We start from the raw sequence: 17,886 nt of genomic DNA, 5'->3' as shown, positions 1-17,886 counted from the left end.
TGGGATGAGCTTGCCCGGGAGGACTGCCTCTGGTGGCATGCTCAGGATCGAAAAGTCCTCAAACGGATCAATGACCTGCTCAAGGAAATCGGACGCGGCGGCAACGAAGGAATCGGCAAACCAGAGCCACTGAAACACGGGTTCCAGAGCTACTGGCCGCGTCGCATCACCGACGAACACCGGCTCGTCCACAAGATCGCGGACGACGAGATCAGAATCGCCTCGTGCCGCTACCACTATGGTAGGTAGCGCCGTGATCACCTTTCGCCTTTCACGCCGCTGACGGGCGTGGCGTCAACCGCACCACCAACCCGGTTCAATCCTGGGCATACCAGACCACGCCATGTTTCCGCTGTACGTCGCCCACGAGATCACCCATTGGCGCTACGGTTGTCGCGGGCCCTAGTGCCACGTGAACGACCCGAGGAGCCCTGATGAGTTGGCGGGACCAGTTGCGACGTCTGGACGCCGACCTGGCCGGCGGCAGGATCAGCCGCCACGAGCACCGCAGGCGGCGAGCGGAACTACTCACCGCGGCCGCCCGTCGGCAAACCCCGCCACCGGCGGAGCCCGGCCCCACGAACTGGCAAACCACGAACCCGGGCTGTTCCGAGCAGCGCCCGCCAAGGGCGCAGGAGCCACCGGAGAACTCCTCCGCCGCCCTGCTCCGGTCCGAACGGCCGACCACCGCTCCCAGTCCCGCCGACGAGCGACCGACGGATTCGATGCGCTACCCCTCGCTCGCCGACGCTCCGACGGTCATCACCCGTGCCGTGAACCCGCCAAGCCTCATGCCCGCGGCGCCGTGGCTCCCGGCGCCGCGGGTCGCCGATACATCCGGCAAACCGGGCGTTCGCCGCCACACGCGCCTGTTCCTCGTCGTCGCCGTGCTCGTGGTGCTCGGCATGATCGTCGGCACCACCTGGTTCCTCAGCGTCCCCACGACCAACACCGCCCCCGCCGGCCCGGCCAATCCCGAACTCGTCGTGGCGGGCAAACTGCCACCCCTGCCGGGGACGGCGAACCCGGACAACGCGACCATCTCGCTCGACAAGGCCGTCCGGCTGAAGGTCGTCAGCGCGACGGACGCGTCGAAGATCCGGGCGAGCGGCGCTCAGGAGGTCGTCTACCGGGCGTCCGCGGACACGGTCGGCGGGAACATGGGGTACCAGTTGGTGGCCATCCCCACGTCTTCCGCGAGTGACGCGGCGAAGCTGGTCAAAGGCCTTCGCCAGACCCTCACCGACATCGGTTTCACCGCTGCCCCACTCGGCCCGAGCGAGGCGGAAACCGCTTACACCACGGACAATCCTGGCGGGCGCATGAGCGGCTTGTGGTACGCGTCCGAGTCGGTGGTGATCGGGCTGGCGGTGTCCCAGCCGGTCAGCGAGGACGCGGCGACGCTGCGGGCACGGCTGGCGCAGGTCCTACAGGCCGTGGCGGCGGCCCTGCCACCGAATCCGTGATGTTTTCACCATGACCACACGAGGTCATCTATTGGCGCTACGGTAAGCCGGGCCGGCGTTGACGCACCCCATCTGAACCACCCGAGGAGCTTCCATGAGTTGGCAGGAGGAGCTGCGCCGACTGGACGCCGACCTGGCCGGCGGCAAGATCAGCCGTCAGGAGTACCGAAAGCAGCGCGACGAGCTGCTCGCCGCGGCTTCCGGGGGAGGCGCCCCGTCGCCCCTGGCCGCGCCGCTCGCGCCGGTGGGCGGCACACCACACCCCAACGGCTGGCAGTCCACCAATCCCGGCTGGTTCACCACGGGATCGGCACAGCCGCGACCAGAACCGCCGCCGCAGCCACAACCACCGCCACCCACCCCCGCCGAGTCAGGAGACAAGGCGTCCGCGTTGCTCACCTCCGGCCGGCCGACCAGCGCACCCAGTCCCGCCGACCAGCGACCGACGGACTCGATTCGCTACCCGGCCCTCTCCGAAGCGCCGACCGTCATCACCCAGCCCGTGAACCCGCCCGGCCTCGTGCCACCGGCCGCACGGTTCCACCCCGCGCCACCGCTCCCGTCGGGAGGCAGGCGGCGCGCCAGCCGCCACTGCTCCGGAATCATCCGCCAGCACAGCCTGCCGTTGCGCGAAAAACCGCTGGGCCGCCGACCCACCTGGTTGTTCCTCTCCCTTGCCGTGCTCGTGGTGCTCGGCATGATCATGGGCGCGACCTGGCTGCTGGGCAGAAACGGCGGCCCGCCGGCGCCCACCGCGAACGCGGCCTCCACCGCCACGCCTGCCTTGGCGGACCGGCTGCCCGCGTTGCCGGGAACACCGGACGCCAACAGCTCGACGGTCGCGGTGGACAAGGGCGTGCGACTCGGGCTGTATCCGGCCCAGGCCGCGGAAGAGTTCACCCGAAACCACGTCAACGAAGTGGTCTACCGCGGTTCTGTACAGGGTGACGACGCGTACTTCGTGCTCGCCATCCCGGCGCGTAACGCCAGCGAAGCCAAAGCGGTCGTGGCCTACTTGCGCACCAGTGCGCTGTCGAGCGGATTCACCGCGCTTCCCGGCGATCCGACCGTGGTGACCGGCAAGGACGGCAACCGGTTGACGAACGGGACCTGGTACGCGTCGGACAACATCGCGGTCGTCATCTGGGTTTCCCAGCCTGCCACGCTGGAGGCAGTGCGGCTGAGCCAACACCTGGGGCAGACGCGGTCCTCGCTGCAGGAGGCGCTGCCGGCGCGCTGAGCAACGGGGGCCCGGGGCGCGCGGCCGGGGTCGCGAGGTGCTTGCGCAGGCGCTGCGTGGGCTCCTCGACCAGCCGCCAGGAGAGCTGCCCGGCGAGGTAGGCGGCGGGGACCGCGATGAGGACGAGCAGCCACAGCTTCCGCACTCCCGCCATGATCAGCAGTTGCTGGATCGGGAACGCCCAGATGTAGGTGCCGTAGCTGCCGTGGACGTAGGGCGCCCACCGCTCGAGCCGCCACGGCCAGTGCATCGCCAGCGTGATCGCGCCGTAGGAAGCCATGATCGCGAGCGCGAAGCGGGCCGCCGGGGTCTGGTGGAGCACGAGCCACAGACCGAGCAGCAACCAGGCGAGAAGGGGTTTGAACGGGATCCGGTCGCGGTAGGTACGCAGGATCATGCCGATCACGAACGGTACGAGGAAGGACACCGTCGACCCGATCGGAATCAGCAGCAGCGAGCCGCCCGCACCGTGGTACTCGAAGGTCGCGCGGAGCATCCCGTCGGCCACGAACATGCCCGCCAGCAACGGGAACAGCACCAGCCGGGACACGCCGAGCGCGATGATCACGCCGACCACGAGCACGATCCCGTACCCGAGCAGCTCCATCGGCAGCGTCCAGAGCGAGCCGTTGACCGACCACGGGTACGGGTTGTCGTCGAACACTCCGGGCAGGTGGTGTTGCATCAGGAACAACACCATCGTGCCGATGAGGTAACGCCAGGTCTGCTCGTGTGCGAAGTAGGCGTCGACCGGCCAGGTCGTCACGAGCGGGCCGATGACGAAAACGGTCACGGCCAGCACGACGACCAGTGGCGGCATGATCCGCAGCAGCCGTCGCGCCGAGAACCGCCACCAGGACGGGTCGCGGAGCCAGCTGTCCTGGATCTGGTAGCCGCTCATCGCGAAGAAGCCCATGAGCGCGACATACCCCGGCGAGGTGTGCCAGGACGCGGGGAAGATGGTCAGCCATGTGGGATCCAGCAGGGGTGAGGAATGGTCGACGACGACGATGATCGAGCCGATCATCCTGAGCCACGCGAACCCGATATTGGGATCGGCGGAAATTTTCCCCCGGACCGCCCACATGCCAACGGATGCTAGCCCATCAAGCCCAATCCGGATGCCGTTTCGGTTCGAGAATCACTCCAGCAGAGCTTGGCACGTCCTTCGCGCGACGCCGGGACCGAACTGCCGGGCCACGGCGAGCTTGCCCTGCTCCGACAACTGGTTCCACATCTTGTCGTCGTCGAGCAGGGCGATCAGGTGGTCCGCGAGTTCACGGGCCGTCTCGCCGGTCAGCACGCTCTCCCCGTGCTCCAGGTGCATGCCCTCGGTGGCGATCGAGGTCGCGACGACCGGCACCCCGCGTTCGAGGGCTTCGCCGACCTTTCCCTTGACTCCGGCGCCGAACCGCAACGGTGCCACCACGACGCGGGCGTCGCGGTAGACGGGTGCGAGATCGGGCACCCAGCCGTGCACGATCACGCCGTCACCGGCCAGCGCCATGATCTCGCCGCGCGGGTTGCTGCCGACGACGTGCGCCACGGCATCGGGGCGGCGCTCCCGCACCAACGGCATGATCTCGGTTGCCAGCCACCGCGCCGCGTCCTGGTTGGGGACATGGTGGAAACTGCCCACGAACAGCACGCCGGACCGGCCGTCCGGCACCGCCTCCGCGCTGTCCACGATGTGCACATTGGACAGAACTTCGACGCGCGCCGACGGCACCATGCGGGCCAGCAGGTCACGCTCCACTTCGGACACCGTCAGGGTGACGTCCGTGGTCCTGGCCAGGCTCAGTTCGAGCTCGCGCGAGACCTGCGAGCGCCGCCGCAGCGACGCGGCCTGCTCTTCGTCACCGGCCCGCGCGGCGAGTTCGGCCTGCCGTTCCAGGCGCAGGAAGTGCAGATCGACGGTGTCGTAGGCGATCCGGCAGTCCGGGGAAAGCCCACGCAACTGCTCCAACAACTGCCAGGCCACGTGCGGCCGGGACAGCACCGCCAGCTTGATCGACGGCCCGGCCTCCTCCAGGAACGCCTGCTGGTGCCACTCCTCGCCGATGACGGTGACACCCATGGCGTGCAAGGGTTTCGTGTACTTGTCCGGGAGCGCGCGGTTGAGCGGGAAGAACACCACCCGCTCGCCGAGCCCGACGAGAACCTCGAGCAGGCGGCCCATCCGGACGGAACCGGAGTCCTCGTCGGTCCGGGGCACCTGGTGGTCGGCGACGAGGACGATGCCCCCACCGTGACCGGCGGCGGTCCGCTGCCGGGCCAGCCACAGATTGCGCGGGCTGGCCTCGGGCAGGTGGTCGGCCAGTTCCCTGGACCACTTGTCGACGAAGAGATGCCGGTTGAGTTCCTGGTGGCGCTTCACCCCGGACGAAAGGTCCGTACCGTTCGAGACGCCTTCGTGGTGCACGACCACCGACGCGGGCTGCACCACCGTGCGGTATCCCGCCGCCCGGACGGCGAACGCGAGATCGGTGTCCTCGTAGTACGCGGGCGCGTAGCGCTTGTCGAAACCACCGACCCGCTCGAACAGGTCGCGGCGGATGAGCAGAGCCGCGCCCGAGCAGTAGTCGACCTCGCGGACGGTCTGCAGCCACGGCTCCCCGGCCGGCGAGTTGCGGCCGTAGTTCCACCCGGTGCCGTCCGCCCAGATGATGCCGCCGCTCTCCTGCGCCCGGCCGTCGGGGTAGACGAGCTTCGAACCGACCAGCCCCACGTCCTCGCGGTCCTCCACGACCGCCACCAGCTCGTCGAGCCAGCCGGGCTGGACCTCGGTGTCGTTGTTGAGGAACATGACGAGTTCGCCGCGGGCGTGTTCGGCGCCCAGGTTGCAGGCGCCGATAAAGCCCAGGTTCCACGGCGCCCGCACCAGCCGCACACCCGGACAGGCCGCGACCCGGTCGGCCGAATCGTCCGGGGAGGCGTCGTCGACGACGATGACCTCGAACGGCGTGGTCGGCAGGGCGAGCTCGACGGATTCCAGGCAGCGGCGCGTGTAGTCCCAGTGCCCGTAGACCGGGATGATCACGCTGACGATCGGCTGGTCGCTGGTGGTGACGGCGATCGGCCCGATCGCCGGGGCGGGCGGCAGCACGCCTGCGGGACGGCCCAGCGCCCGCTCGTAGACGTCGCGGCGGCGAGTTCCGCGCGGCGCGTACCGCTCGATCGACGAGCGGTACTGGCTGATCAGCCGCTGCCCGAGGGCAGACTGCTCCTCGCGGAGTTTCGCGGCTTCGGCCGCCAGTTCGTGCACCGTCCTGGCCAGTCTGCCGTTGTTCTCGGTGAGCCAGGACAACCTGGCCCGCTCGTGCGCCGACTTGCGCCGCTCCCGGTCGAGATCACGAGCCAGCGACCGGTTCTCCGCCCGGGTGCGCTGCACGTTTTCCACCGCGACATCGCGTTCGGCCTCCGCCTGTCGCCGTGTCTCTCGCTCCCGGCGCAGCTCGGCCGCGGTGTGGTTCGCGGCGGCCAACGCCTCGCGCGCCTCGGCTTCGAGCGATTGGACCTGGTCACGAAGGCCTGCCGCGTCGGCGGCCGCAACAGCGTGGGCCGCGTCGGCGTGGGCGACGATCGTCAGTTGGTCGTCGGTGAGCACCGAGACGCCGAGGCTTTCGAAGGGAGTGTCGGACGCGACGGCGACGAAATAGGTGTGCGGGGCGCCCGCCCGGACCGACCAGTCGTCCTCGGATTCCCGGTGCAGCGTGTGCAGTTCCGTCCGGGGTCCGTCGCCGTGGATCAACGATCCGGCCACCACGTTCTGCTTCAACAGTTCGACGTGCCGGAAGTTCTTGGCAAGCAGTGCCCGGAACCCCTTCTCGTCGAGTTCGTGGACGTGAAACGGGTTCTCGTTGCCGTGGTCGTGGGTGTAGACCTGGATGTCCGGGGTGCTGCACAGGAAGACCCCGCCCGGCGCGAGCCGGTCGCGCACCAGGCTCAGCACCTGGTCCTGCCGCTCCACGTGTTCGATCGCCTCGAAGCAGGCGATCACGTCGAACGGCTCGCAGCCGGCGAGCGCCCTGGGGTCCTCGATCGAGCCGACCTCGAAAGTCACCCGGTTCGAGGCGTACCGCCGCCGCGCGTGCTCGACCGTGGTCTGGTCCAGTTCCAGCCCGATGACCGAGGCCGCGTTCCCGGCCAGCAGGACGCACCCATAGCCCTCACCGGAGGCCAGGTCGAGGACGCGCTTGCCGTCGACGAACCGCAGCGCGAAGGCGTACCGGTGATAGTGCTCGTAAATGACCTGGTGGTCGTCGGTCCACGGCACGCACCGCTCGCCGGTCCAGTCGATGAGACGCTCCCCAGGGGCTTCCATGCGGAGCAGGTTAGCTGGCCTCGAGCACCAGCCCGACGAGTACGTACGACAACGGACGACGGTCGTCACCTGTGCCCTCTTCGGCCTGAGTGACGGTCCAGTCGGCACGCAGGCTCAGGGTGACCGTTCGGCCCACCGGGCAGCGCCACGGGATCGTTTCCTCGAACAACCCGTGCCCGGCCTTGACCACGGCGAGCGGGACACCGTCGACGGCCACGGTCACCGTGCCGTTTTCCGGCATCCAGTCCGGCAGGTAGGCGCTGAACCGCAACCCGCCGACCTCGTCGGTGGTGTGGACCGGGAACTCGACCGCCTTTGCCGCCCAGCGGTCCGGGGAGACCCCGTTCATCCGCGCTACCGCGAGCCCGGCCCCGCGGACCAGGGTGTTCGGGTCGGAAGCGGTGGGGTGGAAGGAGATCCGGCCCGCGGGATCGGCCTGACCGGTGTCCCGGATCGACCGCTCCGGCGTGCGGTCGCCGTGCACGCGCAGCGGCTGCGGAGCCGGGTGGAACACCGCGGTCAGCCGGGTCGGGGTGACGACCCCGAGGTCGATGAGGCTGTCGTCGAGCCGGCCCACCCGGTCGATGAACGCCTGGTCCCGCTCGGTGGCCAGATCGAGGTTGTGGCCGTAGATCCGCTCGACGAACGGGTCGATCACGCTGCCGTAGGCGAAGAACAGGCCGGGGTGCAGGTACTCCAGCAGGACCGGCAGGAGGTCCTGTGCCCGGATGCCCTCGAAGCCGTCGACCGCGCAGTCCAGGTCGTCGTAGTGCTCGTCGACCTGGCCGGTGACCGAGTTGCGGCGGAACTCCGGTGGCATGGTCGCCCAGATCCGCTCGATCACCTCCAGGGCCTCGGGCCAGCGCCGGTGCCCGTTGCGGCCGATCATGTCGTGGACCACCAGCGCCCCGTCCGCGGTCAGGCCGTCCCGTATCTGGTCGAACAGGTGCTCGAGGTCCAGCACGTGGTGCAACGCCTGGAAGCCGATGAACACATCGTGCTCGCGGTCGGCCCGCCAGGTGTTGAAGTCGGCCTCGACCAGTTCGACCCGGTCGGCGAACCCGGCTTCAGCGGCCGCGGCCGCGGCCCGTTCCTGCATGGCGGGGTTGAACTCGAGTAAGCGCATTCTGACGTTGTGCACCCCGGCCTCGGCGAGCTTGCGCAGCCAGCCCAGCTCCTGGTCACCGTTACCGCTGCCGAAGGACAGCACGACCACCTCGCGGTCGTGACGCCGGGCGCGCACCGCGATCTCGCCGGTGATCAGCTCCTCGATACCGGGCGCGCCCAGGTCGGCCAGCTTCGGCACGACATACCGTTTCGCCCAGTAGTGCGCCGATTCCGGCAGGTTCTCGTGCAGGTCACCCTCCTGCACCGCGAACGTCCGGTGTTCCCTGGCCACCCGCTCCTGGTAGTCAAGCTCGTGTCCGACACGCACGGCACGCCTCCGCAAACCTCGGCCAACCGACGGTGAACCGGCCACCGTCGGAGTCGTTGTGGGGGCTTGCCCCCACAGCCCGGCCCGGGGGCGAGCCCCCAGACCCCCTTTCCGCAGTCGGTACCCTACGGCCCATGACGGCAGGCCCTCGTTCCCACCCGCCGGCGCCGGGAGGCCTGCCTCCCACCCCGGAGTCGTGGCTGCCGAAGGAGCACAGCCTCTACCGGCCCCGGCACAGCCCCCGCCAGCGCACCGCGCTGACCTGCGCGGCGGTGTTCTTGCTGGTCCCGGCGCTCGCCTCCGTGTTCGGCGTGCGGCCCGCCGCGTTCGAAAACCGCGCGCTGCACGAATTTCCGTCGCCGGCCGACGGCTGGGGTTTCTTCACCAACCTGTCGGGCTGGGCGACCGACCACCTCCCGCTGCGCAAGGCCGGGGTCGACGCGGCAAACGCTGTCAGCACGGGCGTGTTCGGCGACCCACCGGGAGCGGCGCGCGGCGGCGCGGTGGGCCCGGTCGGGCTCGGTCCCCAGGCCCCGGCGTCGGCCAACGACGAGCAGCCCGCCGGCGGCTACCCGGTGCTGATCTATGGTTCGGACGACTGGATGTACCTCGGTGCCGACGTGAGCAACAAGTGCCGGCCCACGATGGGTCCCGATCAGGTCGTCCATGCCTTTCAGCGGCTGCGGGCGGCCGTGGAGTCGTCCGGGCGGCGCTTCGAACTGGTGATCGCACCCGACAAGTCGACGATCATGCCGGAGCACCTTCCCGCCTCCTACGCCGGAAAGGCCTGCGCCAAGGCGGCTTCGGACCAGTTCTGGCGCAACGCCACCGCGCTGCTCGGGGACATCGACCTGCGGCCCAGCCTGGCGGCGACGGCCCAGCGGGTCGGGCATCCGCTGTACGACGGCAACGACACCCACTGGAGCTACGAGGGCGGGCTCACCATGACCTACGCGCTCGCCGAAAAGCTCAGCCCGGGGCTCACCTCGTCCTGGACGAACGCGCCGTCGCAGATTCAGGACTGGCCCGCGGACCTGGCGCTGCTCATCGGCAAGTCCGAGAACCGCCACCTGCAGGCCTACTCGCTCGCCCCGGACGGCAGGACCGACCTGACCCGCTACGTCGCGAGCGACTTCCGGACGCCCCTGCGCCTCCAGCAGAAGACGCCCGACCCCACGCAGGGTGTCATCGACGAAAAGGTCACGATGATCGCCGACTCGTTCACCCAGTTCGCCACGCCGTTCCTCGCCGCCGGCTTCGGCGACCTCAACATCGTGCACGCCGAGACGATGGCCCAGAACCCCACGGCTAACGCTGCCGCGCTGCTCGCCGATCGAGACGTCGTGGTGGTCGAGTTGGCCGAGCGCAACGCGGTCGGCGGCGCGAGCCCCTTGCTCCAGGATTCGGTGATCGATCAGATCGCCACGGTACTCGCGCGAAACCCCCGGTAGCAACGAGGACAGGAAGGGCGAGGTGCACAATGTGGGCTAGTCCGGGTGCGGCCGATGTCCTCGGCCGCCGCGGCGGGTCTCCCGCGCGCGTTGGAACACCTATCCCGAAGGGGGTGCCGGGGTGACCTGGCAGGAAGAGTTGCGCAAGCTCGACGAGGACCTGGCGAGCGGCAAACTGTCCGCCGACGACTACCGGGTTCGGCGTGACCAGATCCTGTCCGCCGCGGTCTCCTCCCCCGACGCGGGGCAGGTCGAGCAGCCGTCGGCCGACCAGGCCAACACCCAGATCATCCAGCCGGTGTCCCCGCCGTCCGGCGTCCCGCAGCAGCCGAGTTCCCCGCCAGCCGGGTTCCCGCAGCAGCAGAGCTCCCCGCCAGCCGGGTTCCCGCAGCAGCATCCAGGCCAGCCGCAGTGGGGACCGCAGTCGCCCGAGGCGACCCAGATCGTGCCCCCGCACGACAGCAGCGGCGACCGGACCCAGGCCGTGTCGCCGGCCTGGCAGATGCAGCAGGGCGGCGGCTACCCGCAATCCCCGCCCGGAGGATTCCCGCGGCAGCAGCCCGCCTGGAACGCCCCGGGTGACAGCAGTCCGCCGTGGGGTGGTGGGGACCTGCCACCGATCGCGCCGCAGGGCGGCTTCGAATGGGTGTCGCAGGGGCCGGAGAGCTTCGAAGACAAGAAGTCGTCGGGCAGCGGAAAGAAGATCATCTGGTCGGCCGTGGCCGTGGTGGTGGTCGCCGGCATCGGCGTCGCGGTCTGGCTGCTGTTCGGCAGCAACGGCAACAACCAGGCGGCCCCCACCACCGGCCCGCAGTCCACCGCGGCGGCCCCTTCCAGCGCGCTGCCGGCACCCCCACCGGCCAAGGCGGAGCCCTCCAGCGACGAAGACGCGCTGATCACGCCGCCGGGCAAGGCCCGTGACGGCGGGGGCGCCCTCACGCTCTCCGCACTCAAGAACGGCAAGCTCCTACCGGATCCCGTGGTGCAGGCGCTGGATCAGGGCGGCATGACGAGCGGGCGGCTCAACACCTCCACCGACGGGTCGATGACGATCGGCCTTTACTCCCTCACCCTGCCGGATCCGACCTCCGCGTCCGCCGCCGCCCAGCAGTACGGACAGGCGCAGCAGAGCGGCGGTCTTCCGACGAACGGCGCCCTGTCGATGCAGGGCGTGCCGGTGTACAGCACGGGGTCGGGTTCCCAGCAGGCGGTCTACCGCGCGGTCTACGTGCTCTACAGCCGGGTGATCATCGTCGAGACCTTCGGCAACGACGCGGCCGCGGTGAAGAACGAGTTCAAGACGGTGCTGGAGCAGCAGGTCGACCAGGCCCCGCCGACCCTGCGCACCTCCTGATCGTCAGCCAGCGCTGCCCCGGCACGGACTGACGAGCCCGGACTCGTAGGCGAGGACGACGAGCTGGGCACGGTCGCGGGCACCGACCTTGGTCATGATGCGGCTGACATGCGTGCGCGCGGTCGCCGTGGAGATGACGAGGTGCGCGGCGATCTCGTCGTTCGACAGTCCGCCGGCGACGAGGGCCAGTACCTCGCGCTCGCGCTCGGTGACCTGCCGGACGGCGTTCGCGTCGACGCGCCGGTTTTCCGGACGCCCGACGAACTCGGCGATCAGGCGCCTGGTGACGGTCGGCGCCAGCAGCGCCTCCCCGGCCGCCACCACCCGCAGCGCGCGCAGCAGCTCGACCGGCTCGGTGTCCTTGAGCAGGAACCCGCTCGCGCCGGCCCGCAGCGCTTCGTAGACGTACTCGTCGACGTCGAAGGTGGTCAGGACCAGTACGCGCACCGCGGCCAGGTCGGGGTCGGCGGTGATCCGGCGGGTGGCCTCCAGCCCGTCCATCCCGAGCATCCGGATGTCCATGACGACCACGTCCGGCCGCGTCTCGCCCGCCAACCGCACGGCCTCGGAACCGTCCGCGGCCTCGCCGCACACCTCGAAGCCGTCCTCGGTCTCCAACAGCACCCGGAAACCGCCGCGCACCAAGGTCTGGTCGTCGGCGAGGACCACCCTGAGTGGGGTCTGGGGACTTGCCCCCAGACCCCGTTCGGGGCCTTGCCCCCATTCAGCACCGATCATCCGTTCGCTCCCTTCACCGGCAGCTCGGCTCGCACCTCGAACCCGCCCTCGACGGGAGCGGCGGTGAGCCGGCCGCCGAGCGCCGCGGCCCGCTCACCCATCCCACGGAGCCCGTGTCCGGGCGACGGCTGGCTCGCACCACGGCCGTTGTCCCGGACCACCAGCTCCAGCGTCCCACCGTTTCGTCCAAAGTAGACTTTCACGATGGTCGCCTGGTTGGCGTGCCGCACCACGTTCGTCAGTGACTCCTGCAGGATCCGGTAGGCCGCGCCGTCCACGGGCGCGGGCAGTTCGCCGGGAGAACCCTGCACCCGGACCTCGAGACCGGCCGTCCGGGTGTGTTCCAGCAACTCGTCGAGCTGGCGCAGGCTCGGCGCCGGCCCGAGGCCTTGGCCGGTGCGCAGCACCGCCACCGTGGCCCGCAGGTCGGCCAGCGCGGCGGCACTGGCTTCCTTGATCGCGCGCAGCGCCTCGACCGCCTGTTCCGGTCGACGGTCGGCGACATGGGCGGCCACCCCGGCCTGCACGTTGATCATCGCGAGGCTGTGCGCGACCACGTCGTGCACTTCGCGGGCGATCCGCAGCCGTTCGAGTTCGGCCAGCCGATCCTGCCGTTCGGCCGCCCGCTCGCGCGCCGCGCGGACCGCCTCGACCCGGTTCCGCACGGCCGTGCCGATCCCGACCACAGCGGTCAGCCACACCACGAACAGTGCGGCCCGGGCATCGAGCACCACATGCCCACCCGTGGCCAGGTAAGCAGCGAACCCGGCGAGCAGCCCGCCAACGCCCACGAACCCGGCGACGACCGGCCCGCGCAGCCTGGTGAGGATGAACAGGGCGATGGTCGGCAGCACCACCACCGGACCGCCGGGGTAGCCCGACAGGTAGTACCCCCAGGTCAGCCCGGCGACCACGACGAACACCGGCAGCGGGAACCGCCGGGTCACCAGCAACGGCAGCGCCGCACCCGCGAGCCAGGCGTAGGCGAGCGGGTCAAGCGGGTGTTTCGCGGGCTGGAAGTGCCCGGCGACCGTGGTCACCCCGAGGACGAACGCCATCGGCAAGAACGTGACCAGCGCGTCACCCACGCACAGGATCCGCCCGCCGCCTCGCCACACACCTGAAAGCTACGGCACCGGCCGGTGCCCGCGCGTCGGTCGAAAAGCGACTGTTGGGTTACGACCAGTGCGTTAGGCGACGTGGTCACCGGTGTCCAGTCGGTGATGGCCGTGACCGCCAAACCGGCTACCCGTGCCCGCTAAGCCGGAGTGACCAGGCGCTGGCGGGGACGGCCCAGACCGATCCAGGACAGGCCGGCATTCCGGATCGTCCGGGGGTCCAGCAGGTTCCGGGTGTCGACCACCGACTCTCCATGCATGAGCTCGGCGAGGTAGGACCAGTCGAGCCTGCGGAACTCGTCCCACTCGGTGAGCACGACGATCCCGTCGGAACCTTTGGCCGTCAGGTACGGGTCGTCCACCACGGTCATGCCGGGGAGGTCGCCGCCGACCGCCGGGTCGTAGGCGATCACCTCGGCGCCGTGCGCGGCCAGCATGGCCGTCACCGAGAGCGCGGGAGAATCCCGCAGATCGTTGGTTCCCGCCTTGAACGCCAGGCCCAGCACCCCGATCCGCGCCCCGGCCAGCCCACCGACCGCTTCGGCGATCTTGGCGACGATCCGGTCGCGCTGGGCGATGTTCTCCACTATCGCCGCGGACAGCAGCGAGAAGTCGAACCCGACCGACTCGGCGACCTGGACCAGCGCGTGCGTGTCCTTGGGCAGGCAGGAACCGCCCCAACCGGGACCGGGCTTGAGGAAGGACCGGCCGATGCGCCGGTCGTAGCCCATGCCTTCGGTCACCGACTCGATGTCGGCGCCCAGCCGCTCGCACAGCTCGGCCGTCGCGTTGACGTAGGACAGTTTCATCGCCAGGAAGCAGTTCGCCGCATACTTCACCAATTCGGCGCTGGCCGCGTCGGTGATCACGTTCGGGGCTCCGAGCTCCTGGTACAGACCGGCGACCCAACGGGCCGCGGACTCGTCGTCCGAGCCGACCACGATCCGATCCGGGTGCAGGAAGTCGGCTACCGCGGTGCCCTCGCGGAGGAACTCCGGGTTCGCCACCACGGGCACATCGCCGCGGCCGAGAAGTTCACGGATGCGTCGCGCGGTACCGACCGGCACCGTGGACTTGGTGATCACCGCACAGCCACCCGGCAGCACGTCGCCGACCTCCGCGATCACCGCTTCGACCGCGCGCAGGTCGGCCGCACCGCCCGCGCCCATCGGCGTCGGTACGCACAGGAACACGCCTTCGGCGTCTGCCACCGCTCGCCGCGAGTCGACGGTGAAACTCAACCGGCCGCTGCTCAGGCCCCGCGAGACCAACTCCTCGAGCCCCGGCTCGAGGATGTCGACCCGGCCAGCGGCGAGTCTGGCCACCTTCACCTCGTCCACGTCCACGCAGGTAACCCGATGGCCAAGGCTGGCGAGGCAGGCACCGGTGGTCAGTCCGACGTATCCGGTACCGATCACCGCGATCCGAGCTTGTCCCATGCTGCGAAGGTGACAGCCCGAGTTGACTTCCGTGCGAACGGAAGTGGACACCCCCGAATACTCCACGCGACGGTGAGGAGGGCCACCGCTTCCCATGGCGAACGAGCGTTAACCTGACCAGGTCGAGAAAGGGGACGGCATGCGGATCACGGACACAGCGGCGATCGTCACCGGCGGAGCTTCGGGGCTCGGTGGCGCGACGGCTCAGGCACTCGCGGCGAAGGGCGCACGGGTGTTCGCCTTCGATCTGGCGGGCGGCATCGAAAAGGCACCGGCCGTGGACGGCGTGACCTACGTCGAGACCGACGTGACCGACCCCGAGCAGGTCAGGGCCGCCATCGGACAGGCCGCGAGCTCCGGGGTGCCGCTGCGGACCGTGGTGAACTGCGCCGGGATCGGGCCGTCCGCGCGGATCCTGTCCAAGAACGGCCCGCACGACCTGAGCCTGTTCCGGAAGGTTGTGGAGATCAACCTGATCGGCACCTTCAACGTCATCACCCTGGCCGCGGAAGCCATCGCCAAAACCGAGCCGCTGAACGACAACGCCCGCGGGGTCGTGATCAACACGGCGTCGGTGGCGGCCTTCGACGGGCAGATCGGGCAGGTGGCCTACTCGGCGTCCAAGGGTGGCGTGGTCGGGCTGACCCTGCCCGCCGCGCGGGACCTGGCGTCCCTGGGCATCCGCGTCGTGACCATCGCTCCCGGGATCATCGACACTCCGATGCTGGCCACCGTCAGCGACGAGTTCCGCGCCGGCCTCGCCGCCGGTGTCCCCTTCCCGAAGCGGCTCGGCCGCCCGGAGGAGTACGCGCAGCTCGCGGTCGACATCGTCGAACACGACTACCTGAACGGCGAGGTCATCCGCCTCGACGGCGCCCTCCGCATGGCCCCTCGCTAACCGAACTCACCCAACGCCAAAGCCCGACTCACCCGACACCAAAACCCGACTCGCGCAACACGAAAGCCCGACTCACCCGACACCAAAGGCCGACTCACCCGACACGAAAGGCCGACTCGCGGGACTACAGGTCGCCCATGTACGGGATTTCGTGGGCGGGGCCCGACATCCAGGCACGCAGGGTGTAGGTGGCGTGGACGTCGTCCTCGTTGTAGCGGAGGAGACGTTCGCGCTGGGCGAGGTCGGGGACTTCACCGTCCATGCCCACGGCCGCGCGGTACCACCGCATCGACGCCTCGCCCCCCGCCTCCGGATCGCGCCAGGTGAACCCGGCGACCGGCGCGACCACTTTCAGGCCCTTGCCCCGCGCGCACAGGAACTGCTCGGAAACGCTGCGGAACAGATCCACCCACTCCTCGGAATCCACAAAGGACTGAACGGTCGAGCGGCTGGGAACGCCGTCGAAAGCGGCAAACCGCTCGACCGAGCCGAACAGCCACCGGTTCTCCGCCATGGCGTTGTAACAGTAGGCGCGGAAGGTCAACCCGGCGGCGACCGCGCGCTCCCGGACCTCGGTCAGCCAGGCCCAGAACTCGGCGAACGAGCGGGCCTCGTCGGCCGTGGGCAGCGGCTCCCAGGTCACGAACGAGCGGTAGCCGCGCGGCAGCCCGATGTCGGCGCCGGACAGTAGACAGCCCCACAGGTAGGCGCCGGACTCGCCGAAGCTTTCCATGTCCACGTCGACCTCGACATCGGCCCGCGACACCTGGATGTCCGGCACCCTCCGCACCACCGTGAGATCCGCCAGCCACGCACGAGCCAGCGCCACGGCGTCGGCGAACGTGCCCGAGGTCCACTGGATCGGCGGCTCGTCGCCGGGACTGAGCGAAGCCAGCTTGTCCACTGTGGATACGCCGACTCGGCGCAGCTCCATCGCGTCCTCACCACGCACGACCAGGCTCACGTCCCGGACCGCGGTCAGCGCGGTCTCGCAGATCGGCCACCACGGGCAGGTCCGGCACTCCAGCACGCGGGACGGCTCGGCGAGCGCGGGCCCGCCCGCGGCCGCCGAACGCGCGACGGCCAGCCGGTCGGCGAACCGCCCATCGTACTCGGCCAGGGCGGTGCGGCTGCCCGGCCAGGTGGGGGCCGCCAGCTCGTGCCAGACCACCACGTCGGCGTCCAGCCCGATCACCCCGCCGATCGGCCGGGGCGCGGCCTGGCCCAGGGTTTCCAGCATGCGGCGCAGGTGAACCAGGCGGAGCTGATCGCGCGGGTGGGAGCGGACCTTGCGGGCCTCGTCGACGACCGCGTTCCCCGGGTCGAGATCGGTGGGGCCGGTGGTCAGCGCACCGGCACCGGGATCGGTGATCCGGTGCCGCACCACGAGCAGCGGCAGGTACCCGCCGTCGGTGCGGACGAGTAGTTCGGCACCGCCGCGCCGGTGTCCCACCCGGTCGGCGGGCAGCAGCCCGCCCCAGATATGGGAGACGCCCTCGGTGAGCGCCCGCTCGGTCAGCCTGGTCCGCTCCGACACGGGCAACTCGGCCGGCACGGTGACCCAGTCCCCCGGGACGGCGTCGAGCAGCCGCCGCCGGATCGTCTCGCGATGCGTGGCGGCGTCCGCGATGCGCTGTTCCGCGGACGGGTCCGGCGGGGCTTGCGTGGCCTCCCGCATGGCCGGGTCGTGGTCGAGATGCACCCGGCGACGGCAACGGCTCAGCGCGCCGGCGTCGAGCAGCACCTCAGGTTCCATGTTCACCACCTTAGAAGGGAGCACCGACAGAAAACGCACGCGTGACGTGTCTGGCGCGAGCGCGTGGGTAGCACCGAGCCCTGATCACGCGACCGACCGGGTGCGAGTGTCCCGCCCCACACCGGAGGCCCACATGATCGACAATGCGAAGCCCGATCATGTGGCCGACCGGGTGCGGGTGTCCCGCCCCACACAGTAAGTTCATGCGCATGGCTGGAAAGAAGGCGGACGAAAAAGGACTGACGCCGCGCAAGGCCCGCAACGCCGTCGCGGTGGCCAAGATCGTGGTCCCTGCCGTGGCGCCGGTGCTCGCGCCGATCGCGGTCAAGGCCGCGGGCGCGCTGCGTGAGGCATACGACCGCTTCCAGGCGCGGAAGCTCGGCGTCCCGGTCGAGGCGCTGTCCGAGTACACCGGGCGGGGCGCCGGCCTGCTCGCGCGGATCGCCGGTGTCTCTGACGCGCTGGCCGAACTGCGGAAATCGGCGAGGGCGACCGCGGAAGACGGCGAGTTCGTCACCGAGGCCCAGGCCACGCTCGAGCAACTCACCGCCGCGGTGCGCGCGGCCGAGCGCATGCCGGCCGGCCGCCGCAAGGCCGCGCACCAGGCGGTCGCGGCCGAACTCGAACGGCTGGAGTCGCAGGTGCTGCACCGCCTCGGCATCTGACG

General features: G+C 70.2%; 14 protein-coding genes. 7 read left to right on the top strand and 7 right to left on the bottom strand.

The window, feature by feature from the left end; translation table 11 throughout:
- The 3 genes from VJT49_RS16560 to VJT49_RS16550 all read left to right on the top strand — a co-directional run.
- Window positions 1-249, top strand: a 249-nt coding sequence (locus tag VJT49_RS16560) for a Txe/YoeB family addiction module toxin (protein WP_324165715.1), incomplete at its 5' end; no start/stop codon positions are given.
- A 185-nt stretch (window positions 250-434) separates the two neighbouring features.
- A complete protein-coding gene (locus tag VJT49_RS16555; protein ID WP_324165714.1) occupies window positions 435-1,466 on the top strand; it encodes a hypothetical protein in 1,032 nt (343 codons plus the stop codon).
- 94 nt (window positions 1,467-1,560) lie between these two features.
- Window positions 1,561-2,706, top strand: coding sequence for a hypothetical protein (locus tag VJT49_RS16550; protein WP_324165713.1), 1,146 nt, complete (start codon window positions 1,561-1,563; stop codon window positions 2,704-2,706).
- On the opposite strand, the gene VJT49_RS16545 is transcribed toward VJT49_RS16550, so the two are convergent.
- The 3 genes from VJT49_RS16545 to VJT49_RS16535 are packed head-to-tail and all read right to left on the bottom strand — an operon-like array spanning window position 2,606 to window position 8,465.
- The gene (locus VJT49_RS16545; protein ID WP_324165712.1) at window positions 2,606-3,793 is read right to left on the bottom strand and encodes an acyltransferase; all 1,188 of its coding nucleotides are present in this window, start codon (window positions 3,791-3,793) and stop codon (window positions 2,606-2,608) included. The two genes, VJT49_RS16550 and VJT49_RS16545, sit on opposite strands and share 101 nt — an antisense overlap.
- Before the next feature lie 54 nt (window positions 3,794-3,847).
- Entirely contained in the window at window positions 3,848-7,030 is a 3,183-nt protein-coding gene (locus VJT49_RS16540; RefSeq protein WP_324165711.1) for a glycosyltransferase, read from the bottom strand.
- Window positions 7,031-7,040: 10 nt separating this feature from the next.
- On the bottom strand, window positions 7,041-8,465 hold the full coding sequence (locus VJT49_RS16535) for a class I SAM-dependent methyltransferase (protein WP_324165710.1): 1,425 nt from the start codon (window positions 8,463-8,465) through the stop codon (window positions 7,041-7,043).
- Between the two features lie 134 nt (window positions 8,466-8,599).
- Here VJT49_RS16535 and VJT49_RS16530 point away from each other — a divergent pair, with 134 nt between their 5' ends.
- Together VJT49_RS16530 and VJT49_RS16525 are read left to right on the top strand one after the other, a co-directional pair.
- Window positions 8,600-9,916, top strand: a complete 1,317-nt coding sequence (locus tag VJT49_RS16530) for an alginate O-acetyltransferase AlgX-related protein (protein ID WP_324165709.1) — start codon at window positions 8,600-8,602, stop codon at window positions 9,914-9,916.
- 121 nt (window positions 9,917-10,037) lie between these two features.
- Window positions 10,038-11,270, top strand: a complete 1,233-nt coding sequence (locus tag VJT49_RS16525; RefSeq protein ID WP_324165708.1) for a DUF1707 domain-containing protein — start codon at window positions 10,038-10,040, stop codon at window positions 11,268-11,270.
- A 3-nt stretch (window positions 11,271-11,273) separates the two neighbouring features.
- Here the strand turns inward: VJT49_RS16525 and VJT49_RS16520 are convergent, their stop codons facing one another.
- From VJT49_RS16520 to VJT49_RS16510, 3 genes are all read right to left on the bottom strand, one after another.
- On the bottom strand, window positions 11,274-12,008 hold the full coding sequence (locus VJT49_RS16520) for a response regulator transcription factor (RefSeq protein ID WP_324165707.1): 735 nt from the start codon (window positions 12,006-12,008) through the stop codon (window positions 11,274-11,276).
- Entirely contained in the window at window positions 12,005-13,066 is a 1,062-nt protein-coding gene (locus VJT49_RS16515) for a sensor histidine kinase (RefSeq protein ID WP_324165723.1), read from the bottom strand. The genes VJT49_RS16520 and VJT49_RS16515 overlap by 4 nt, the downstream gene beginning before the upstream one ends.
- A 200-nt stretch (window positions 13,067-13,266) precedes the next feature.
- Window positions 13,267-14,565, bottom strand: a complete 1,299-nt coding sequence (locus tag VJT49_RS16510; protein ID WP_324165706.1) for a UDP-glucose/GDP-mannose dehydrogenase family protein — start codon at window positions 14,563-14,565, stop codon at window positions 13,267-13,269.
- A gap of 139 nt (window positions 14,566-14,704) precedes the next feature.
- On the opposite strand from VJT49_RS16510, the gene VJT49_RS16505 reads away from it, so the two are divergent.
- Window positions 14,705-15,463, top strand: coding sequence for an SDR family NAD(P)-dependent oxidoreductase (locus VJT49_RS16505; protein WP_324165705.1), 759 nt, complete (start codon window positions 14,705-14,707; stop codon window positions 15,461-15,463).
- A gap of 124 nt (window positions 15,464-15,587) precedes the next feature.
- Here the strand turns inward: VJT49_RS16505 and VJT49_RS16500 are convergent, their stop codons facing one another.
- Complete coding sequence (locus VJT49_RS16500) at window positions 15,588-17,219, bottom strand: TM0106 family RecB-like putative nuclease (protein WP_324165704.1); 1,632 nt, start codon at window positions 17,217-17,219, stop codon at window positions 15,588-15,590.
- A 203-nt stretch (window positions 17,220-17,422) separates the two neighbouring features.
- Here VJT49_RS16500 and VJT49_RS16495 point away from each other — a divergent pair, with 203 nt between their 5' ends.
- Window positions 17,423-17,884 carry a DUF6474 family protein gene (locus VJT49_RS16495; RefSeq protein WP_414635991.1) on the top strand — a complete coding sequence of 154 codons (462 nt, stop codon included), beginning with the start codon at window positions 17,423-17,425 and terminating at the stop codon, window positions 17,882-17,884.
- Window positions 17,885-17,886 lie beyond the last annotated feature (2 nt).

This window comes from Amycolatopsis sp., assembly GCF_035276945.1.
Taxonomy (GTDB): domain Bacteria; phylum Actinomycetota; class Actinomycetes; order Mycobacteriales; family Pseudonocardiaceae; genus Amycolatopsis_E.
This window is presented reverse-complemented; position numbering and strand designations above follow the sequence as displayed.